The 23,509-nt window shown below is 39.3% G+C and carries 16 protein-coding genes and 1 pseudogene; 2 read left to right on the plus strand and 15 right to left on the minus strand.

Features of this window, described 5'->3' with window-relative positions:
• Nucleotides 1-178: 178 nt before the first annotated feature.
• From gltB to thpR, 4 genes are all read right to left on the minus strand, one after another.
• A complete protein-coding gene (gltB, locus tag PTI45_RS03500) occupies nucleotides 179-4,780 on the minus strand; it encodes a glutamate synthase large subunit (RefSeq protein ID WP_069326152.1) in 4,602 nt (1,533 codons plus the stop codon).
• Between the two features lie 586 nt (nucleotides 4,781-5,366).
• Entirely contained in the window at nucleotides 5,367-6,053 is a 687-nt protein-coding gene (locus tag PTI45_RS03505; protein WP_069326196.1) for a metal-dependent hydrolase, read from the minus strand.
• Between the two features lie 135 nt (nucleotides 6,054-6,188).
• Complete coding sequence (locus PTI45_RS03510; RefSeq protein ID WP_069326153.1) at nucleotides 6,189-7,037, minus strand: cell wall hydrolase; 849 nt, start codon at nucleotides 7,035-7,037, stop codon at nucleotides 6,189-6,191.
• A 276-nt stretch (nucleotides 7,038-7,313) separates the two neighbouring features.
• Nucleotides 7,314-7,886, minus strand: coding sequence for an RNA 2',3'-cyclic phosphodiesterase (gene thpR / locus PTI45_RS03515; protein ID WP_069326154.1), 573 nt, complete (start codon nucleotides 7,884-7,886; stop codon nucleotides 7,314-7,316).
• Between the two features lie 203 nt (nucleotides 7,887-8,089).
• On the opposite strand from thpR, the gene PTI45_RS03520 reads away from it, so the two are divergent.
• Nucleotides 8,090-9,043 carry a D-2-hydroxyacid dehydrogenase gene (locus PTI45_RS03520; protein ID WP_069326155.1) on the plus strand — a complete coding sequence of 318 codons (954 nt, stop codon included), beginning with the start codon at nucleotides 8,090-8,092 and terminating at the stop codon, nucleotides 9,041-9,043.
• A 179-nt stretch (nucleotides 9,044-9,222) separates the two neighbouring features.
• Here PTI45_RS03520 and PTI45_RS03525 read toward each other — a convergent pair whose 3' ends face one another.
• From PTI45_RS03525 to PTI45_RS03545, 5 genes are all read right to left on the minus strand, one after another.
• On the minus strand, nucleotides 9,223-10,143 hold the full coding sequence (locus PTI45_RS03525) for an MsnO8 family LLM class oxidoreductase (RefSeq protein WP_069326156.1): 921 nt from the start codon (nucleotides 10,141-10,143) through the stop codon (nucleotides 9,223-9,225).
• 59 nt (nucleotides 10,144-10,202) lie between these two features.
• Nucleotides 10,203-11,615 (minus strand): deoxyguanosinetriphosphate triphosphohydrolase family protein, encoded by a 1,413-nt coding sequence (locus PTI45_RS03530; protein WP_069326157.1) that lies wholly within the window; start codon nucleotides 11,613-11,615, stop codon nucleotides 10,203-10,205.
• Between the two features lie 280 nt (nucleotides 11,616-11,895).
• Nucleotides 11,896-12,789 carry an ABC transporter permease gene (locus tag PTI45_RS03535; protein WP_069326158.1) on the minus strand — a complete coding sequence of 298 codons (894 nt, stop codon included), beginning with the start codon at nucleotides 12,787-12,789 and terminating at the stop codon, nucleotides 11,896-11,898.
• 11 nt (nucleotides 12,790-12,800) lie between these two features.
• Entirely contained in the window at nucleotides 12,801-13,805 is a 1,005-nt protein-coding gene (locus PTI45_RS03540) for an ABC transporter permease (protein ID WP_069326159.1), read from the minus strand.
• 23 nt (nucleotides 13,806-13,828) lie between these two features.
• Nucleotides 13,829-15,448: an ABC transporter substrate-binding protein gene (locus PTI45_RS03545; RefSeq protein ID WP_069326160.1), complete on the minus strand. Its 1,620-nt coding sequence runs from the start codon at nucleotides 15,446-15,448 to the stop codon at nucleotides 13,829-13,831.
• Between the two features lie 483 nt (nucleotides 15,449-15,931).
• Here PTI45_RS03545 and PTI45_RS03550 point away from each other — a divergent pair, with 483 nt between their 5' ends.
• Nucleotides 15,932-17,836, plus strand: coding sequence for a 5'-nucleotidase C-terminal domain-containing protein (locus PTI45_RS03550; RefSeq protein ID WP_069326161.1), 1,905 nt, complete (start codon nucleotides 15,932-15,934; stop codon nucleotides 17,834-17,836).
• Between the two features lie 358 nt (nucleotides 17,837-18,194).
• Here PTI45_RS03550 and PTI45_RS03555 read toward each other — a convergent pair whose 3' ends face one another.
• The 6 genes and pseudogenes from PTI45_RS03555 to PTI45_RS03575 form a co-directional block, all read right to left on the minus strand.
• Entirely contained in the window at nucleotides 18,195-18,470 is a 276-nt protein-coding gene (locus PTI45_RS03555; protein ID WP_069326162.1) for a holin, read from the minus strand.
• A 107-nt stretch (nucleotides 18,471-18,577) separates the two neighbouring features.
• A complete protein-coding gene (locus PTI45_RS03560) occupies nucleotides 18,578-19,543 on the minus strand; it encodes a glycoside hydrolase family 25 protein (protein ID WP_069326163.1) in 966 nt (321 codons plus the stop codon).
• Between the two features lie 331 nt (nucleotides 19,544-19,874).
• A pseudogene (locus PTI45_RS24450) lies at nucleotides 19,875-20,309 on the minus strand (phage holin family protein); the annotation flags it as partial.
• Between the two features lie 90 nt (nucleotides 20,310-20,399).
• Nucleotides 20,400-20,519 (minus strand): CD1375 family protein, encoded by a 120-nt coding sequence (locus PTI45_RS24530; protein ID WP_281181681.1) that lies wholly within the window; start codon nucleotides 20,517-20,519, stop codon nucleotides 20,400-20,402.
• 1 nt (nucleotide 20,520) lies between these two features.
• Nucleotides 20,521-20,949, minus strand: coding sequence for a hypothetical protein (locus tag PTI45_RS03570; protein ID WP_069326164.1), 429 nt, complete (start codon nucleotides 20,947-20,949; stop codon nucleotides 20,521-20,523).
• Between the two features lie 13 nt (nucleotides 20,950-20,962).
• Nucleotides 20,963-23,509: a hypothetical protein gene (locus tag PTI45_RS03575; RefSeq protein WP_069326165.1), complete on the minus strand. Its 2,547-nt coding sequence runs from the start codon at nucleotides 23,507-23,509 to the stop codon at nucleotides 20,963-20,965.

Below are 23,509 nucleotides of genomic sequence, written 5' to 3' on the forward strand. Positions count from 1 at the left end.
TATCACAGTTTATGAACAGACATCATATAGGCAAAAAAAGAACCTGCTTACTGAATACTTCCAGTAACTACAGGTTCTTTGATACATGAACTTTAATGTTGAAGCATAAAATGATCTAACTCTTTTCTATTCTAAAAAGTCGAAAAGTGCCAGCAACCATCCTAGTGAAGACAATAGACTATGCACCGGAACGTGCCAGTTCGCGCATATTAGCTTCAAAGGCTGCCAGTAAAGCGGCTTCGCCTGTTAAGCCTGTATCGTGAACTTTTTGAATCTGCTCGGTCATCCGTTTGTAGTCTTTTGGAATAACACGAACAAAGTCTTGAGATTGTTGATTCCAATCCTGCAATACACGTTGCCCTGCTTGACTACCTGTGTACTCTACGTGACGTTCGATCAGAGTACGTACTTCTTCTAGTTCGGCTGCATCTTCAATGGATTCGAGTAGAACCATTTCAAGATTGCAACGCTCAACGAAGCTACGATCTGGATCAAGCACATAAGCGATACCGCCCGACATCCCTGCTGCAAAGTTACGACCTGTATCTCCAAGAACGATGACACGTCCCCCTGTCATATACTCACAACCATGATCACCCACGCCTTCAACCACAACGTTTGCCCCAGAGTTACGTACAGCGAATCGCTCGCCTGCGATACCATTAATATAGGCTTCGCCGCTTGTAGCGCCATACAGAGCCGTATTTCCGATAATAATATTATCTTCTGCTACAAATGTAGCTTTGGCATCTGGACGAACCACTAATTTACCACCAGACAATCCTTTACCTACATAGTCATTGCAGTCGCCTTCCACTTTGAGCGTCATTCCTTTAGGAACAAATGCACCAAAGCTTTGACCTGCTGATCCTTTGAAGTTAAATGTAATGGTATCTTCTGGCAGACCTGCTGCGCCATATTTACGTGTAATCTCGCTACCTAGAATCGTACCAGTCGCACGATTCACGTTACAGATGGCAAGATCGGCTTCAATACGAGTTCCATTTTCCAAAGCTGGAGTCGCCAGAGGAACCAATTGTTGCATATCCAATGTCTCTTCCAATTGATGATTCTGTCTTTGAACTCTATAGCGTTCACTGCCTTCTGCAAGCTTAGGCTCGTGAAGCAATACAGACAGATCCAGACCTTTTTTCTTCCAATGCTCTGCGGCATCGACAGCATCCAGACAATCCATACGTCCAACCATTTCTTGTACCGTACGGAATCCAAGCTCTGCCATAATTTCACGGAAATCTTCCGCTACAAATCTCATAAAGTTAACAACATGAGCAGGATCACCTGTAAAGTTTTTACGGAGTTCTGGATTCTGAGTAGCTACACCTACAGGACAAGTATCCATCTGACAGACACGCATCATAATACAGCCTAATGCTACCAATGGAGCTGTAGAGAAGCCATATTCTTCTGCACCCAATAGAGCTGCTACTGCTAGATCGCGTCCACTCAGCATTTTACCGTCTGTCTCTAACACAACACGATCACGAAGATTGTTCATAATCAATGTTTGTTGTGTCTCTGCTAGACCCAATTCCCACGGTAAGCCTGCATGACGGATTGAACCTTGCGGAGAAGCACCTGTACCACCATCGTAACCACTTACCAAAATAATATCTGCACGACCTTTAGCAACACCTGCCGCAATCGTACCTACTCCTACTTCAGCAACCAATTTTACATTGATATCTGCGCGTGGATTTGAATTTTTGAGATCATAGATCAGTTCAGCTAGATCTTCAATCGAATAAATATCATGATGCGGTGGTGGTGAAATAAGACCTACACCTGGTGTAGAACCACGAACTTCTGCTACCCAAGGATACACTTTACGTCCTGGTAATTGTCCACCTTCACCCGGTTTAGCACCCTGCGCCATTTTGATCTGAATTTCATCCGCATTGACCAGATAATTTGATGTGACACCAAATCGTCCAGAAGCAACCTGTTTGATAGCACTACGGCGTGAATCTCCATTCGCATCAGGAACAAAGCGAGCAGGATCTTCTCCACCTTCACCGGTATTACTTTTACCACCGATCCGGTTCATTGCGATAGCCAGACTCTCATGCGCTTCTTGACTGATTGAACCGAACGACATTGCGCCTGTTTTGAAGCGTTTGAAGATCGATTCAATCGGCTCTACTTCTTCCAAAGGAATCGGTGCACCATTAGGCTTAAATTTGAGCATAGAACGCAGTGTAAGACGTTCTTCATTCTCACCTTCAACTAAAGCTGCATATTTTTTGTACAATTTATAATCACCAGTACGGACTGCATGTTGTAACAAATGGATCGTTTGCGGGTTGAACAAATGTTTTTCCCCGTCATTACGCCATTGATAGTCACCACCGGAATCCAATACTTTATCGTTACCATCTTTGTCTGTAAATGCACGATAATGCTGAGACAGACTTTCTGCGGCTACTTCTTCCAAACCAATACCGCCAATACGAGAAGCTGTCCATGTAAAGTATTGATCAACAAAATCTTGCTGCAAGCCTACAGCTTCAAAAATCTGTGCACCACGGTAAGACTGAATTGTTGAGATCCCCATTTTGGACAGAATTTTAGTTACGCCTTTGGTTACACCTTTAACATAGTTTTTCACAGCTTTTTCATGTGAAATACCACGTAGTAACCCTTGCTTGATCATATCTTGCAACGATTCAAATACCAGATACGGATTGACTGCACTGATACCGTAACCTAACAACAATGCAAAATGATGCACATCACGCGGTTCGCCTGATTCAAGCAATAGACTGACTTTGGTTCTTGTTCCTTGACGAATCAAATGATGATGTAAGCAAGCAACAGCTAGCAATGAAGGAATAGCCGCATTTTCTTTATCCACACCACGATCAGAAAGGATCAAGAAATTATGACCTTTACGAATAACACGATCTGCTGCTGCACATAAATTATCCAGTGCTTTGCGCAATCCTTCTGCACCTTCTGCTGCGGTGTAGAAAATAGGAATGGTCATTGCTTTGAATCCCGGACGACGAACATGACGAATCTTAGCAAAATCTTCATTCGACAATACCGGTGTATTCAGAATAATCTGACGACAACTTTCCGGTTGTGGATCAAGCAAATTGCGTTCAGGTCCTATAGATGTTGCAGTTGACGTTACAATCTCTTCACGAATCGAATCGATAGGAGGATTGGTTACCTGTGCAAACATCTGTTTGAAATAATTGAACAGTCGTTGCGGGCGATCAGACAATACCGCAAGCGGTGCATCATATCCCATCGAGCCAATCGCTTCTGCACCTGTAGATGCCATAGGCTCTAATACTTTGCGCAATTCTTCAAATGTATAACCAAATGACAATTGCAATTGTTCGATATTGCTATGGTCTGGTTGAATCGCTTCTGGCGCATCTGGAATTTCATCCAAATTCATCAAATGCTCTTCTAGCCATTCACCATACGGTTGTTCTGAAGCAATTTTATCTTTGATTTCTTCATCTGAAATAATACGACCTTCTGCTGTATCGACAAGTAGCATCCGACCTGGACGCAAACGATCTTTGTACAGGATATCTTCTGCCGGAATATCGAGCACACCCACTTCAGACGAAAGAATAATACGATCATCTTTAGTGACATAATAACGTGCTGGACGCAGACCGTTACGGTCAAGTGTTGCTCCGATCTGAATACCATCGGTAAATGCCATTGCAGCAGGTCCATCCCACGGCTCCATCAGACAACTATGATATTCATAAAATGCTTTTTTCTTCGCATCCATACTGTCATGATTGCTCCACGGTTCAGGAACCATCATCATCGCAACATGTGGCAATGAACGTCCATTCAGATACAAAAATTCTAGTGTATTATCAAACATCGCTGTATCGGATCCATCTGGATTAATAACAGGACGAATCTTATCGATATCATCACCAAATACTTCGCTCTCGAACAGAGATTGACGAGCATGCATCCAGTTTACGTTTCCACGCATCGTGTTGATCTCACCATTGTGGATCATAAAGCGATAAGGATGGGCACGATCCCAACTCGGGAATGTATTTGTACTGAAACGGGAGTGAACCAATGCCATCACTGATTCGAATTCTTCGTTACGCAAGTCCAAATAAAATTCGCCCACTTGAATCGTTGTCAGCATACCTTTATATACGACTTTACGACAAGACAAACTTGGGATATAAAATGTTTCTCCACCCGGTTCACTAGCAAAACGAATATGACGTTCTGCCAAACGGCGGATCACATATAATTTACGTTCAAAAGATAATTCATCTTGAGCTTGTAACTCTGAGCTTCTTCCAATAAAAAATTGGCGAACGACTGGCTTCGCATCTTTGGCGGATTTGCCAAGTGTACTGTCATCTGTCGGTACTGTACGTACACCTAGAAGAACCTGTCCTTCTTGAGCAATAATATCTTTCAACAGGTCTTCATGACGGTTACGTAGTTCTTCATCACGGGAGAGGAACACCATCGCTACACCATACTGACCTTTTTCTGGCAATTCAAAATTAAGTGCTTTGGCTTCTTTAACAAAAAAGCGATGAGGAATCTGTACCATAATACCGGCTCCGTCACCGGAATTCGGCTCGCTACCTTGACCACCGCGATGCTCCATATTTTCAAGCATCGTCAGCGCCTGGCTAACGATCTGGTGACTAGGTGTTCCTTTGATGTGTGCAGTAAAACCCATACCGCAAGCATCTTTTTCAAATTGAGGATCATAAAGCCCCTGTTTTGGAGGCAAACCTGTAATGTTCATAATACGCAACCTTTCTATTATGAAATAAGATGTCAAGAGAACAGCCAGTGGACGGCACTACGAGGACGACATTGAAGATCGCAAGCTCAAAGACAGGGTATACAAAACAGGCTGCTCTTCCAATCATCACGACCTGTATACGTACATTTACGATACAGATGGTTGGAAGCAGCCTCTCTGAATATGATATTAGAAATGAATAGTAGTAGTATAATTATCCGAATCTCTACTAAGAGAGATTATACATAGCACAAGTGTTTATGCTCTTACTCTGGATTAGTTATCTCATTTTAACACTGACCTGACATCGTGGCAATTCAAAATTTTTATAGTTCTGATAAAATATTATTTTGCGTCAAAGCATTAGTGCAATAACGTATCGTATAAGCTACTTAATAATATAGTGTATTATTATACATTAAAATTAATATTTAATATATATGTAGGTTCATTATTTTATTCTTTTTTTGATAAAAAATAAAGCCTACCCTTTTATAGTAAAGGTAGGCTTTCGATTTGGATACGGGTTTATACTATTTATCTAAAGATTCATTCTTTTATTACAAAGTTAACATGTAGACGTTACTTAAATCTCTACACTTTCACCAATCTCTAGTGGTAATCCTTTGATATTATCCCGTTGCAATTCTGTTGCAAAGGCATGAGCATCCTGCTCAATTGGCGGGAATGTATTGTAGTGGATCGGAATCACTTGATTCGCTTTGATCCATTTAGCAGCAAGAAGAGCATCTTCAGGTCCCATCGTAAAGAAATCTCCGATTGGCAATGCAGCCACATCAATATGATTCAATTCGCCGATTAGCTTCATATCTCCGAATAGCGCTGTATCTCCTGCATGGTACAACGTCTTGTCACCCATTGTTAACAAAATACCGGCAGGCTCTCCAAGATAAATATTTTGACCGCCTTCTTCAATCGAGGAAGAATGGAATGCCAACGTGTACTTCACTTTGAACCCATCGAATTGTTTGCTACCCCCAAGGTTCATTCCTACTGTATGTTCAACACCTTTGCTTGCTGTGTATTGAGCCAATTCTACGACTGCAATCACAGGGCAATTGTTGTTATTAGCGATTTCTACTGTATCTCCAAAATGATCACCATGACCATGAGTCAAAATAATCGCATCCACTTTAATATCTTTTGGAGAAACATTTACATGCGGATTACCTGAAAGAAAAGGGTCAATAATAACTGTTTTCCCATCGTGTTCAACCAGTAAACAAGACTGACCATAATATGTGATTTTCATAAATAAATGCACCTCCGAAATAGATTCATATGCTTCAGAATTGATCTTATCATTCTCATACATGAAAGTATAATTCCTCTACTTCTTATAAACTAGAAAAGAGCAAAATAAAACAAACCAGCATATTTCGTGGTTTTATTTAAAAAAAGTATGATGCCCTATTTGCACCACTTTGGTACGTGTACGTTCAATCGTATCGTCAGTTGCTAGAGATAAAGATACAAAATAATACGTATCATCAGGCACTTGTTTATGACCGGATAGAGCTTCACTTACTGCTTTAACAGAGTCAGCATTAGGCTGAACACGATCAAATCTACCGTTGTTTACAGGCGAAAACTGGTATCTTTGATAAATAACATCTTTGATAGTTTTGGGAAAATTAGCTGACCGTAGCCGATTCAAGACAACGTTGGCAACTGCCACTTTGCCTTCGTACGGTTCGCCTTCAGCTTCTGCCATAACAATACGTTCTAACAGTAGCCGATCTTTACTAGACAGCGCGTAGGTCCAGGTTGCTTCGGATTTCTCCTTCTGGTTAAGTAGCTCGGTCCGAGTAAAGTATAAGTGGGTTGGAGTTGAATGATTAATAGACGAACTTGCCGTTACAATGCCTGACGATGCTTTCGCTTTGGCTGAACGTGCGTTCGCTGCTTTAATTTTTGCATGGGCTGTTTTTATTTTGGCTTGCTCTGCTATTTTTTTAGCTTTTGTCACTTTTGCTTGAGCGGCCACAGTTTCTGCTTTGACTTGTTTGACGACTTTTTTGGTATGGGTATTATTCCAGGTGACAAAATTTATATTTGTCCTTGCTTCTAGTGTAGATGCAGAAGCTACTACAGGCTTAGTTCCCCACATAGGCAACTCGGTAAATGTTTCTTCTTGGGTTGTACGGTTATCCATCCAGAAAGGCATAGACATTACAAATATAAAAAGCACGCCTAGCAACGGCGTAATCCACTGATTGCGTTTAATAAACTCCATTTTTTTCCTCCAATATTGTTAGCTTACTCCATCCTCTATGTAACCTATCCGATTTCATTTGAATACACCAACGATCAAATTTTGAATCATTTTGTCATTTTATGATTCACTCGAATATTCGATTACAAGTCGAAGTGACTAACCTAATTTTGAATTTTCAGCTCTATGAAAATTCGATTTCCATCCCGCCTTCAACTACAAAATTGCAGCAGAACGTATAGTAGTATAGTTACTTATCTTTTGTCAAATTGACAAATAAGCAATATTAGGTATAGGTTACTTGGTCAACAACGGAAATACTGCTAAATTTTCATAAGTCGGTTGAGATCCTACTCGTATTTTGCACAATACAATCTCTGTAACTTGCCATGAAAGTGACGGCAATTCAAAAGAATGTTCCAGCTCTGAAAAAGGAATCTCACCTTTGTACTTACGAGCGATTGTAATATGCGGACGATACGGACGATCTGCCGGGGAATACCCTAATGCTGTACAAGTGTGCCCAATTTCACTTTGTAGATGATCTAAAGATTGAAGATCACCTTCAGGCTGTACCCACCATACTTTAGGCGCTTCGATCAGACCAAATGTATCTAATGATCCTAACTGCAAAGCAAAGGAATGATTCTGCTTGGCGACCTGATAAAGTGCATGCTTTATTTTTTCTATTTCTTCTACCCACACATCACCTAAAAACTGAATCGTGATATGTAAGTCTTGTGGATGTGTCCATTTACGAAAATGATATGTCTCACGTATAGAAGCACTCCAATGACTTAACGATTCTGATGCTTCTTGACCTACTCGCAAAGCAACAAAAATACGTTCTTGTCCTAATTGTGTACCCATGATTCATATCACCTCCTTGATTCAAATCTTCTTATTAACGAACACACGTTCTATCATTACTTCCACCTAGTATACACCAATTGCTCCAAATCTGCAAAACACTACAGTAATGCGTAGTTTCTGATTTGGTGTGCGGGTTATTATTTGATATGATTTAAAAAGGTCATAGATCGATCAGCTTGATCACTCAGGGAGGGAATACGATGTCTACTATTCTATTTCTACAAGAACTAGATGAAGCTCAACAACAACAGATTCAATCCACAGCACCCCAATACCAATTAAAAGCAGTTCCTGCTAAACAAGCCGATGCCTCTCTTTTTAAAGATGCAGAAATTATTGTAGGATGGTCTAAAAAGTTAGCCGATTATATTCTAGCAGAGGACTGTCCGGTTAAATGGATTCAAACATGGTCAGCCGGTGTAGATAATATGCCTTTAGAAAAATTGCATCATAAACAAGTGCAGTTGACCAGTGCGAATGGTGTACATACCGTTCCTATCTCCGAACAGATTTTTGGATATATGCTTGCATTTTCTCGCAACTTTCATCAAGCTATTCGTCAGCAAAGTAAACAGACTTGGGATACCAGTGGAACATTTACTGAACTCAAAGGAAAGTCGATCGCTATTGTAGGTGTTGGTAATATCGGACAAGAAACAGCTCGACTTGCTCAAGCATTCGGTATGCATACAATCGGTGTTCGGCGTTCTGGTGAAGCAACAGAATATATTGAACAGATGTATACAATGGATAAATTAGATACAGCTCTCGCTGAAGCTGATTATGTGGTGAATATTTTGCCACTGACCGATGAGACACAGCAATTGTTCAATCAAGAACGTTTTGCAGCGATGAAGAAAAATGCTATTTTTATTAATGTCGGGCGTGGTTCTACAGTGGACACCGATGCATTGGTTCATGCTTTGGAAGAAAAAGTGATTGCAGGCGCTGGACTTGATGTATTCGATCCAGAACCTTTGCCTGAAGATCATGTGTTATGGAATATGGAACAAGTCATTATTACTCCTCATATTGCTGGCAGTAATGAGCATTATACAGAACGTGTTTTAGATATCTTTTTAACCAATTTAAAATCATATCAAGAAAATCAGACTCTTCCTGTTAATCTGGTTGATTATGGTAAAAAGTATTAAATAAAATAACAAAAAGACTCGTTCCTCAGTAAAGGACGAGTCTTTTTGTTGTGTAAAAAAGTATCATTTATTCAACGGTTCGATTATTTATTCAATTGATCGCATCACATTGTTCCCTATGATAATTTCCAGTTTTAGTAGTTTATTGTGCTAAAAATGAAGATACCGATTGATTCGCTTCAGCAATTTTCAGCAATTTTTTGATACACGCCGATACGTTCATCATAGGTCTGTAATGGACAAATCACTAATAGTTCATCCGCCTTATATTCTGTCTGTAATTGTTGAAGTTGCTGAATAATATTTTCGGTGCTCGCTACAATAGGAGATGGCGATTCTTCGGTACTTCCTCCCTGTGCTTGCGAATTACTTTTCCAATTCTCATATAATTGCTCTGCTTCTGTTTGCGTATCTGCGCAAATAACAGATATCGCCATCATGACTTTAGGATGAGATTGCAATGAGGTAGATTGATATTGATCAAGATAATGTTGTATCGCTTTTTGACCATCATTATCACTCATAAAATATCCAAAAACATATCCTGTTCCATATTCAGCAGCCAAACCTGCACTTTTAATATTCGTGCCCAGTAACCAACATTCTGGCTCTTGCGCAGGAATCGGTCTTGCCTGAACTTGTCCGCCTTCAATCTCATAGTTATTTTGCAATAATTGAGTAAGGTCTTGCATTAATGAAGGCATCTGGGAAACATGCGCTAAATAATTACCACTTAGCGCAATCGATGCATGGGCTGATCCTCCCGGTGCACGTCCAATACCCAGATCGATTCTTCCCGGATAAAGCGCAGATAACATCCGAAACGTTTCTGCGATTTTGAGTGCACTGTAATGAGGTAATAATACACCTCCAGAACCCAGACGTATTGTAGACGTATGTGCTCCTATATAAGTGATCATAATTTCAGGTGCTGTACAAGCAAGTCCAGCCATATCATGATGCTCAGATAACCAGAATCGCTCATAACCTTGTTCTTCTGCCATTTGTGCTAATCGTACAGATTGTTGTAAAGCTTCTTCAACCGATACGCCTTCTAATACAGGTGACATATCTAGAATACCAAGGGATATTGCTTTCATGGTCTCACCTCTTCTATGATGTTTCTTCTATATATATGCTTCGGTAGACAGAATACGATTTAATCAAGATCGTATATCGAACCCACTTTGAGCCCATACAATTCATTATAAATTTTCTCAGCAAAAGCATCAGTCATTCCCGCAATATAATCAATGACCATTCGTTCCCATGTCCATACCGGGTTAGGACTTAATTGATCACGTTCAAATCGTTGTAACCAATCGGAAGGAATAATCGAAACGGACGATTCTTGATCCAGAAAAGCATCCCACAAGCGGCGAATAATCCATTCACTGCGTTTTTGCAATCGTTGTACCCGTAGATCACGAATCATTGTCACCCATGCAAAACTTTTGAGTACACTTACAGTTCGTAACAGATCTTCATCTTCTGATTGATCGTTGATAAAAGTTACCTTTCTCCAATCTCCATCATCAATTACACCTAGATGACTGACAAAATGACTGACCCAGTACGCCTTCACTTCGCGACGAGTACGGGAAAAATCATGATCACAGACAGGCAGTTTTTCACGCCAAATACGCAAATAAGCTGTAAGCACTTCATCCACTTTAGCCGCTATACTTTCACGACTCCATCCTAACCAGAAGCGATCTTCAAGTGTCATAATTTTTTCAATAATTAATTTATGTGTATACGGATCATGCATAAAATGTTCATGCACTTCAATCTTGCCAGCTTTGATCCCATCTTCTAGATCATGAGCAGAATAAGCAATATCATCACACAAATCCATCAATTGCGCTTCCAGTGTAATTTTGCGATCAGGAATTTTCCATTGTTGACGAATCTCATGGATATATTGCCATTCCCGATGATACAGCCCTTTTTTGTTAACAATACCGGTATACGGATATTTATTAATTCCAAGTAGTACTGCATCACACAGATTAAGCCCATCTAAGTTTTCACGCTTTTCCAAAAACATAATCAAACGAAAATTATGTGCATTGCCTTCAAAATGTTCATATTTCTCTCGCATTTGCTGACGCACCGCTTCACGTTCAGCAGGCGTTACTTTTTTGCCTTTCAACGCTTTTTGCGTTTTCTCTGTAATTAAATTTTCTAAAATGCTTTCCAGTACTTCTTCTCCTTTGTGTCCAAACGGAGGATGTCCAAAATCATGAGCGATCGAAGCGCACTCGACCACTTCAGGATGAATAATCAGACCTGGATTACTGGCAGCCGATTCATCAATTTCAGGATAACGACTAAGCAGACTTTTGGCGGCTTGTCTTGCAATCTGCGCTACTTCCAAAGAATGCGTTAATCGTGTACGGTAATAATCACCGGTACCTGCTCCAAACACTTGTGATTTTCCTTGTAAACGGCGAAAAGTGGGTGAATGGATAAGACGTGAATAATCACGTTCGTATGCTTCTCTGGAAGCTTCATGTTTGTCTTCGGTGTATTGACGGTGTTCACGCATCGATTTTAAATTATTTTCCATATGGTTTCTCCTATATCTCTATATCGATTGTCTATACATGGTTGGAGTGATTATACACATTTTTGCTCACTTATCAAAGTAAAGCACGGTTGCGAATCCATGTCTATCTAGATCGTAAACTATTTATACCCATTTTACACTGAAAAATATACGATACAAAATGACAGTATATTATAGAAGAAAAAATTTAGCACTTCTCTATTTATAATCAAAAAAGAAGATACACGAGCCTACAAACGGTTCGTATATCTTCTTTTCCTTTTATACAGTTAGCTCAAGATTAACGCTTCATTCGTGGATCAAATGTATCCCGTAATCCATCGCCCATAAGATTGAATCCAAGAGAAGTCAGCAAAATCGATACCCCTGGAAAAATAACAGTCCACGGAGCCGTCTGAATAAACTGACGTGAATCGGATAGCATTTTGCCCCATTCGGGTTCGGGCGGTTGCGCACCCATTCCTAGAAAGCCTAATCCTGCGGCTTCTATAATCGCTGTCGCTACACCTAGAGTACCTTGTACAATAATCGGTGTTAGACTGTTCGGCAAAATATGTCTAAACAAAATCCGTGCATCTCGAACACCTGTCGCTCGAGCCGCTGTAATAAATTCTTCTTGCCGTAATGAAAGCACACGCGATCGTACCAACCGACCATAAGTCGGAATATTGACGATAGCGATCGCATAAAGCGCATTTTGCAAAGAAGGTCCTAATATAGCTACAATCGCAATAGCTAATAAAATAGCTGGAAAAGCGAGCAAGATATCGAACACACGCGAGATAATCATATCTACCCAGCGACCATAAAATCCAGCCAGTATCCCTAAAAAAGTACCGATAATAATAGAACCGATCACCGATACAAAACCAACCCATAATGAAATACGTGCTCCATACAGTGTACGGGTCAAAATATCTCTGCCTAAATCGTCTGTGCCAAACCAGTGTGTAGCGGATGGAGCTTGCAGACGTTCAGACAATACCTGTGCTTTATAATCGTAAGGCGAAATAAGCGGCGCAAGTAAAGCCAGTATAATAAAGAACACCACAATTGCGAATCCGACCACGGCTGTTTTGTTACGCATAAATGAACGTATACCATCACGCCAGGGACCAGACTTTACTTCTTTGACGTTGCCACCTGATCCGGTATTCAGGGATGCTTGTGTCATCTAATCACCTCTTACTTGTACTGGATACGTGGATCAAATAAGGCATACAGCAGATCCACCAGCAGATTAATAACAACAAAAATGATAGCAATAATTAAAATGCCTGATTGGATTACCGGATAATCACGATTGCTAATTGCTTCATAAATATATCTGCCTACGCCTGGCCAAGCGAAAATCGTCTCGGTCAATACGGCTCCACCCAGAAGTGCTCCTGTCTGAAGACCGATAACGGTCAGGACTGGAATAAACGCATTTTTCAACCCATGTCGATAAACGACATAAAATTGAGATAATCCTTTGGCTTTGGCAGTACGAATATAATCAGACTGCATTACTTCTAACATACTGGAACGTGTCATCCGTGCAATCACTGCCATCGGAATCGTTCCGAGTGCTATTGAAGGTAAAACAAGATGCTTAATGACTGTCCATAACTGCGAAGTCTGCCCTGAAATAATAGCGTCAATCACATAGAATCCTGTCACAGCTTCTAACGGTTCACGTACATTGAGCCGCCCAATAGAAGGTAACCAATGCAGTTTATTTGCAAAAATCCATTGCTCCATTAAGCCTAGCCAGAAAATCGGCATCGATACACCTACAAGAGCAATAATCATACAAATATAATCGAACCATGAATTATGTCTCCAAGCACTGACAATTCCTGCATTTACCCCGATAACGATAGCAAATAACATACTAGCTACCGTCAATTCCATCGTTGCCGCTAGGTAAGGACCTATTTCTTGCGAAATAGGCTCCTTCGTGCGGATCGAACTTCCTAGATCACCTGTCAGTAAATCACCCAAATAAGCGAAATACTGTTCTAACCACGGACGATCTAATCCTAACTGTTCACGCAAAGCTTGCTTAGATTGCTCTGTCGCTTTTTCACCTAGAATTGTATCTGCTGGATCACCTGGAATCGCATGGATAATCGAAAATACAATAATAGTCATTCCTAACAATACTGGAATCAGTACAATCAGACGCTTCAAAATGTAAGAACCCATGTCGTTGATCACCTACCATGCTTTTATTGTTCGATATACACATTGGTGTATGCTTCTGAGCCGGTTGGTGAAGGTACATAACCTTTCAATTCAGCCTTAGCTGCGAGTAGCGGTGTAGAATGTACCAATGGAACCCATGGTGCATCTTTTTTCACAATGACTTGAGCTTGTTCATACAACTTACTACGCTCAGCTTGATCGGTCTCTTGTTGAGCTTTAACCACCAAGTCATGGAATTCTTTACTATCATATTGACTGTAGTTGTTACCACCAATAGAATCTTTATCAAGTAATGGATAGAAGAAATTATCAGGGTCACCGTTATCACCTGTCCAACCAATAATAAATAGATCGTCTTTAGTACCATTTTTCAAATCTTCCAGATACGTTGCCCATTCTGGAGATTCAATTTTCACTTTGACACCAATTTGTTCAAAGCTTGCTTGAATGACTTCTGCTACTTTACGTCCATCTGGCATATACGGACGTGGTACAGGCATTGCATAAAACGTTAATTCTTGCTCAATTCCATTTGGGTAGCCTGCATCAGCTAGCAATTGCTTCGCTTTGGCTAAATCATATGGATAATCTTCTACTGATTTGTTGTATCCCCATAATGTAGGTGGGATTGGATTGACAGCTGGTTCTGCTTGTCCTGCGAAGAACGCATCAATTAGACCTTGTTTATCAACAGCATGATTTAGTGCTACACGCACTTTAGGATCATCAAATGGTTTTTTGGTTGTATTAAAACCGAGATAAGCAACATTGAATGGTGGACGATTGATTTTTTGAAGAGCTGGATTGGCTTCCAAGCTTGCTAAATCATCTGGACTTAAATCTTCCATCATATCAATTTCGCCGTTTTGAAGGGCATTGTAACGAGCAGTGTTATCGGGAATAGAGCGGATAATGACTTGATCCATTTTTGGCAATCCTTCTTGCCAGTAGTTAGGATTTTTGTCGAGTGTGATTGAATCGCTACGTTTCCATTCTTTAAATACAAATGGACCTGTACCGACTGGATTGGATTTGAAATTTTCTTTTTCATCTTCAATCGCTTTAGGACTTGCAATCCCAAAACAAGTCATCGCTAGATTTTGGAGAAATGGAGCTTGAGGTTTGTTTAATTTGAATACAACCGTTGTTGGATCAGTTGCGGTTACGCTTGCAATAACGCGCTCTTCTTCCGGTCCAAACATGGAATCATAATAATCGAAGGAATCGCCTTCGAATTTATATTTACTTTTGGTGTCACTCCAACGTTCGAAGTTAAACACAACAGCATCTGCATTAAAATCAGTACCGTCATGGAATTTGACACCTTCACGCAATTTAAAAGTATACGTTAAAGCATCCTCTGAAATCGTCCAACTTTCTGCGAGAGATGGCATAACTTCAGTTGTTCCTTCTTTGTAATCTAATAGTGTATCAAATACCTGTTGTGCAATCTTAAGTGATTCGCCATCAGTAACAATGGCTGGATCGAGTGCGGCTGAATCTCCACCACGACCTACAATTAATGTTCCGCCTCCTGTAGCAGCGGTTTCTTCTGTTCCATTTGCTTCTGGTGCTGTTGTAGCTGATTTGTTTCCGGTACAACCTGCCAACAATAAAACAGACGTAAGCATCAACGTAAACATTAACAATAATCCCTTTTTCACAAGCAACAAACTCCCTTCTGAATTGGAAAATCATGGATACGTACTCAATCCTTTTTATCCAACATATTCTCTTGTATATGTATTTTGAGAATGATGGCTAAAATTGGAATTGACCACAGGTTGAACTTAATTTACATCATTGTTACTTGTTTGGCAATGTTTTTTCACATAAAACGTTTATTTGTTACAAAAGGCTACATCATACGACAGTAATATCGATTTATTGCGGTTTTGTTATATAGATGTTTCTTTTATTTGAGTTCTATTTTCTTTTGTTCTCGCAATATACTTTGATTTTAAATTTCTAATTTCCTTTGCTGTGACTACGTTTATATACATAATGTCATATTAACTAACTTTTATTATATTTTTTACAAATAGTTTATGGAAACCTAGTGACACTGTTAACAATTAGCTGATAGAATAAGTAGAATACAATCAAAAGGGAGGCATATTATTCATATGTTAAAAAAGAAAACGGTTTTATCAATAGCTGCGTCAGCATTGCTGACTTTGAGCTTTTCAAGCATCATGTCTGCGGCTGTACCTTCATCACTTACGGTAGAAGGTATTAATCAGCAAGTACAGCAAGATGCTGGTACTGGGAAGCATATCACTCTCTTACATACGAATGATGTTCATGCTCATGCTACAGAGGCTACTCCTTATATGGGATACGCCAAACTTTCAGGAATTGCTAATCTGTATCGCGAAGCGAATCCGAATACGTTGTTGTTAGATGACGGAGATCAGATTCATGGTACTTCTTTTGCAACACTGGTTAAAGGTGAAAGCGTTATTCAAACGATGAACCTTATGGGTTATGCTGCAATGGAGCCGGGTAATCATGAATTTGATTATGGTTATGATCGTTTGCTAGAACTTTCCAAAATGGCGAACTTCCCTATCATTTCTTCTAACATTGTTGAAAAAGATGGAACTTCTCCATTCGAACCTTATATTATCCGTGAATTGGACGGAGTCAAAATTGGTATTTTCGGATTAGAAACGCCTGAAACAGCTTACAAAACAAATCCTAAAAATGTAACCGATGTTGAATTTACTGATCCTGCGGTGGCTGCTAAAAAAATGGTAGCCGAACTACAAGGTAAAGTGGATGTGATTGTAGCTTTGGGACATTTAGGTATGGACCAATCCAGTACAGACACAAGCTTGAAAGTAGTTAAAGAAGTGCCAGGTATTGATGTATTTATCGATGGCCATAGCCATACTTTGCTTGAAAATGGTCAAACCGAAAATGGAACACTGATCGCAAGTACAGGCGAATACGGTGAACATATGGGTGTTATCGATCTATGGGTAGATGGTGGTAAAGTCAAGAAGAAACAAGCTTATGTATTAGACGAAAAAGCAGCAGCAAATGTTACTCCAGATCCTAAAGTAGCAGCACTTGTAAGTTCTATTCAAGAATCACAAAAGTCGATCCTTGAAGAAACGGTTGCTGAATCTTCTGTCAAATTAGACGGTGAGCGTACTCAAGTTCGTGCAGGTGAAACAAATCTTGGTGATCTGTTAACAGATGCTATGCGCAAAACAGCGGGTACAGATGTAGCGATTACTAACGGTGGTGGTATCCGTGCTTCAATCGCAGCCGGTAAAGTGACCAAAGGTGATGTGATCACTGTTCTTCCTTTTGGTAATCTAATCGTTTCGATCAATGTAACCGGTGCTGAACTATTAGCAGCATTGAATAACGGTGCTAGCGATTTTCCGAACGAAAAAGGCGCATTTACTCAAGTCTCAGGTATGACTTACAAAATTGATACAGCGAAAGAAAAAGGCGATCGTGTCCACTCTGTCACTGTAGCTGGTAAACCACTTGATTTGAAAGCTACGTATAGTCTAGCAACCAACGACTTTATGGCTGTAGGCGGAGACGAATACACGATGTTCAAAGGAAAAGCACAAACAGGTATTTATGGTTCATTAGACGAAGCATTGATCGAATATATGCAGTCTTTAGGCAAAGTCAATATCAAAACAGATGGACGAATTAGCGAAGCAACAATGCCTGCTAAAGATGCAGCTACTAAGCCAGCAACTCCAGCGAAGCCAGTTCCTGCTAAACCATCTACAACCAAGCCAGCAACTCCGGCCAAACCAGTTCCTGCTAAGCCATCTACAACTAAACCAGCAACGCCTGTAAAACCAGTTCCTACCAAACCGGTTCCAGCAGCTAGCGATGTTTATGTTGTTAAAGCGGGAGATACATTGTATTCAATCGCTGTAGATCATGGTACAACCTGGAAAGTTTTACGTGATCTTAACGACCTTACAAATGCACACTGGATTTATCCAGGTCAAAAACTTCAATTACCTGCTATGACTGCAACAGCTGCATCTTAAGCTAACCTTTTCATAAAGATGCTATAAGAGTCATCGGATATATGTAAATAAAGAAGTTATTCCATCATGCAATTTGGTAGCTTTCAACGTAAATGTGGTAACTTTCAAATTGAAAAGGATCTGGATTATTCCAGATCCTTTTTTTGTTATCCATTTAGAAAAATAAAAGATAGTATGAATAGCAGCAATATTCAACAATGAGTCAAATAGCTTCCATCGTTTCATTCTCTTATAGATCTAGACATGCTTTTTATATCGTAAACTAGATAGTAGTACTCACTTACCAATATAGTGATATACCAAGGATCTTTTTATTGTATATACATTTTAAAAATCATAGGATCTGTACCTTACACTATTAGATGCTTTTACTGGTTCCTACTTTCGGATTAAAAGCTAATTCAAATAATCCAGTTGCAGATAAACCAGCAAGTCCACCTGCCCATAGACGAGGAACTAATCCCAATTCTGTAAACGGATACGCCGCCGCGCCAATACCTACACCGATCACAATGCCAATCACTGGAATTAGATTTTTAGGAATAGCTACTGCTGTTTTGAGTGCTTGTACAAGTGCCAAGATGATCAGAGATAAAGTAGATGCAAAGGCTAAAACAATATTTAATTCTTCCATCGTTATTCTCCTTTCTATTTCCCAAAAAGTTTATTAATATCATTTTTATTTTGTTTATTTGTTTATAGCTATTCATGAATAGAAATATTCATATTACGCAGAGGGTATTAAATCAGACCTTTGCGATACAATACAGTTAACAAGCGATAAAAGTCGTAACTACCGCCTTCTGGATCTTGAATAACACCTGTAGCTAATGCGCTACTTACTGCTTCTTTTGCCCATGTAGGGATATCCATTTTTTGCGTTTGTTCGATACGTTGAATACGAGTATCTACTTTGTTAATACTGGTTTTGAGTAAATCCCGACTGTCTGTTAATGCAGCAATGCGTTCAGCTTGTGCTTTGACTGTAGCTTCTAAAGCTTGAAATGCTTTTTTCTCTTCGGCTGTCATCGGTTCATCTCCTTTGTCGGTTGGTTTTTCTTCTGGCTTTTTGCCATACGTAGAGATCAATTGGACTAGTGTTCCTTTGTAAATATTGAGATCGACATTACCACCGATTCCTCTAACATATCCAGAATCAGAATATTGCCAAAAATCCCATGACTTCCATGCAGTACAATCATCCGGAATTCGTGTGGTGCTATATCTTGCGATCCATAACGAATATGAGCTTAGTGAGGTATCAAAGTTAGCCGCAAAAGCATTACCTGTATAGATCATAGGTTTGACCTCTGTTAAGCGCTCTACCTCTTCCAAAAAAGCTCTAGCAATAGCGCTAATCGTACTTTTATCCAGTCGACCCGGATTGTTCTCATAGTCGAGTACAGGCGGAAAATCCAATACGTTGGCTCCACCGATCTCTTGCAGTCTTTGCACAAAATGGTTCGCTTCTTGTCTGGCTACTGCTGGACTGGTAGCATTCAAAAAATGGTAAGCCCCTACTAACAATCCAGCAGCTTTAGCACCTTTGATATTAAAAATGAATTTAGCATCTTTATTCCGGGTACCTTCTGTTGCTTTGATAAACGCATAATGTTTCCCATCCACTTTGACTTTGTTCCAGTCGATGCTTCCTTGCCAGTGAGATACATCAATCCCCTGCGCACCATCAGGTGTTTTGGGTTGCATAGATTCACCTTCTTTCAGCTTTATTTGCGGTTCGATTTGGTGTGAGATTCATGTTCTTTATAGATTACAATGAGCAATAATATCACTCTGGAAAAATGAAATTTTCTAACGTGTTTTCTTTACGTACAAATTGCTGATCTCGTTCAGTTTGTGTCATTGGAGACAGTTCGTCAGTAACGGTTGTATCTTCATCTTGCTTTGGCTTATCGTCTGCTGTTGGATGAGATGGGTCATTGTGCGAATCGTTAGGCTCTACATTTCCATTTATATCAGGCTCAATCTGTCTATTGGTTGTAGAGTTAATAGTTGTTGTTGAAGAGTTAGATCGATTCAAAGAAGAATTAGTATCTTCATTGGGTTCATCTTCTCCACTGTGCGATTCGAATATTTTCACAGCATGACGTAATACTTTAGGCATTGGAACACCCATCCGTCCCATATTTTCGATCACAGATAACAATTCATTCGCTAAATAGAAAAAGATGACAGCATCTTGAAAATAATGCAGATCCCCTACCGCTTTATCGATAAAATGAGCGATCGTAACCATCACGAAAATAGCGACTTTGCGAGCGATCCCTCTATAACCTGTCCTGCTTTTTAACTCTCCATTAATCCATGCAGCTGCCCATCCTGTTACCCAATCGACGATGACAAGCATCAATAGTAGATTGATCATTACACTCCACTCCCCGAAAAAGTACCCGATCATGGCCCCCGCACCAGTCGATACCGATTTGACAATGGCTTCAACCTCCCCACCCATGGACCTTTCCTCCTGTTATTGTGTAGTATGTTGCTTCATTAGGCTAAAAAAGAGCCTCCAGGCATAATGCCGGAGGCTTTGGGAAAAGATTTAAGATTCTTTTACACTATTCAATAATTCTTGTACCTGATTGCGCATCCCCTGATACGTAGGTACATCTTCAATAGTTTTTAAGCCTTTTTGAATTAGACTTACATAAACTGCAGCCATATTACTTGCCACCCCCTTGAGCTGAAGTGACGCTCGTGAGTTGTTCATACAGATCAGCGACAGCCAGCTGGAGATTAGTCGTTTCTTGTTGAGAAGTAGCCAACTGTTCAAACGTATCGGCTAGGGCTAACTGGGTATTCGTCAGTTCTTGTTGCATTTGTGTTAGATGTGTTACAGGTTGACTATTGGATAATTCTTTTAATGCATCGATCTCTGCTTGTGTTAATCCTTCCACCCATTGCTCATTGTCCAAGTCCCATTTCGGTTGATACAATCCAGTTGGAACAGCAGTTCCGATTAGATAACTAACTATAGGAGATTCTGTATCTGCTGGATCGGTATAAAAAGGGACGATACCACTAAAGGCATCGTCCTGGATAACATCTTCGATATATAGACCAGTTGCGTCTACTTTGGGTACAGCTTTCATGGAATTAACCTCCTTATAATGAGAATTCGATATTACCTAAAGAAATCTGTTCAGAACTACCATTTTGTACAACAAATCTACCGTCTGAAAATATAACAATGCTTGCTCCAACGATACCAGATTTCCCATAGCTATATACTATATATTCACTCGCATTAGCTTGTGGCCTCATTAAAGTAGGTAGTACAAATACACTTGTACCTATAGATCCAGATCTAATCTCTCCACGTATACGGACAATATCTCCTTTAATGCTGTAAGCCAAAGGAGAACGACCTGATATGTTAGCCCAACCATTTAACATCGTAGGATTTACCCATATTAAGGATTCTTCTATATTAGATTTTTTATTTTCTATTACTGATAGACGAGTATCTATTTCACTTTCTGTTTTTAATAATTTATTTAGTAATGTATTTTCATTTAAAGAAAGCTTACCAGTAAAAGAAGTATAAGGTAGTTTATTTAGCATAATATAGGTTACTGAATATGAAGCTGTTTGATCATATTCTATATATTCTTTTTGTGCTATAGCTCCAGCTGCAGTAAGATTTTTATCATAGTAAGTCCATTGATCCTTTTTATTATTTTTGTAGATAGTAATAAAGTGATCAATTTTATTCTTAGTTAATGAAGATGTACTTGAACTTGGATTATTAATATTATAGCCTGCGCGATCTGCATTTATACCAATTTTTCCAAGTTCAGGTTTAACTGCTTCTCTTACAATTATCCCTGATCCTACTTCAATTTGATTATTTCCTTGAAATAATCTGATATTCCCTTCTGAAACGACTGGAATAATATTAGGTGTAGATAATTGATATACTAATTGATAACTAGTAATTTCTCGATTTTTTGTATATACCTGAGTATTTGAACTATTTGGTGTTTCTATTGGTACTGAAGTTATAGAACCGAAATAGCGATTACCATTAAAAGAATCAAGTGGCGTCCAACGTTTATTCGTTTCATTTGACCCATTATACATTGATGTCCCATCTCCAGAATTTAAAGAAACATCGAACATTTTATATCCTAAAAAATAAGCTTTAATCTCATTTGAAGTAGGTGTATAATTATCTCCCCAACCACTATCTATTGAAGAAATAGAAACAAATAAACGTTTACCTTCTGTTGCATTATTTAATTGTATTTGATCTTTCCGATCTGATGATGTTTTGTAATCTAAAATGGATCCATCGTGCTTGACAGCAAAATAACTAGATGTATCATCCAAAGTAGCATTGAAAGTTGAAGCATCCACTTTGACAATTTTCATACCATTTAAAGATGTGAATAATTCCCATGGTAAATTATCGTCTAATGAAATTTTTCTCCACTTTGCTAATCGGAAATACTGTCCATCGCGCTCAAAAACTTCATCTGCATTTGTTCCAGTGACTGGATTAGCATATAAATCTGTTTGTAATGCTAACATCGTATCTTCTCGTGGTTTGAATGATTTAGCTGTGCTACCTACATTCAGCATTACATTAGAAAGATTAACAGGAGTTGTACCAGTACCTAGCAACCTGACTTCAACTACGTTTACTCCAACTGGTACTTTAAATGTTACAGATATTGATCCACTACCTGTACTATCTGCTAAAGCTACTGCACCATTAGTGTTGTATACAAAAATGCGTCCGGTCGAAGCACTAGAAACAGCAGATAACGTATACGTAGCTCCAGGTACAACAGCTACAGAATTATGAATCATTTTGTTAGTACTACTTACATCTACACTATACCGATTGTTAATGCTTGGCGTTCCTTCTGTATTTGTCCATTCTTGCAAAGTAGGTAACAAATTCTCGCCATAAGCAATCATATAGGGATTACATACAGGTGAAAGACTATCTACATAAGGATACGTAGCAGCAATTTGTTCAGATGTCATTGTAGAAAGAGCTGCGTATTCTGTATCTGAAATTTCGTATAAACGTAATGCGTCTGCATATCCTGCATTTCCAACTGCACTAGCAGTTAGCCTTGCAATCGGATAAGCATTGCTAACATTCCCTCCAGCAGCAAATGAAACGTATACAAACTCCCATTTGTTTTTAGAAGTAGTCACTGGACTTTCTATCGCAGTATTTTGAATAACTAGCTTCATACTTTGCCCTGTTTCGTTATAAAAATGTCCTAGAGCAATATATTTTTTTCCTGAAATTAAATTGACTGCATTTTTACCAAATCCATCTGCTATGCTATTCGCTACAGCTGCTGTAATTTTAAGAGCATTTCCACTGGTTACACTTTTATTATTATCTATACTCAATGTAGATTGATAATTGATAAATCTTGTGATGTTTTTAGTCGGTGTCCAATCAGATCCACTTAAGTTTAACAAAGTACGACCTTTTAAGCCTGTTAATTGGAAAGGTGAATTTTTTTTAGCATTTATAATTTGTAGACCTGGTTTTAAGGTGAGTTGTTCATAGGAATCAACATCCAAACGCTCATGCAGATCGCCAAGACCAGCTTCGATTCGATTCATATCTTGCTCTGTTACTGTATCGTTATAAGACCAATCTGTTTTTGCCTGATAATCCAT

The organism is Paenibacillus nuruki (assembly GCF_001721045.1).
Classification (GTDB): Bacteria; Bacillota; Bacilli; order Paenibacillales; family Paenibacillaceae; genus Saccharibacillus; species Saccharibacillus nuruki.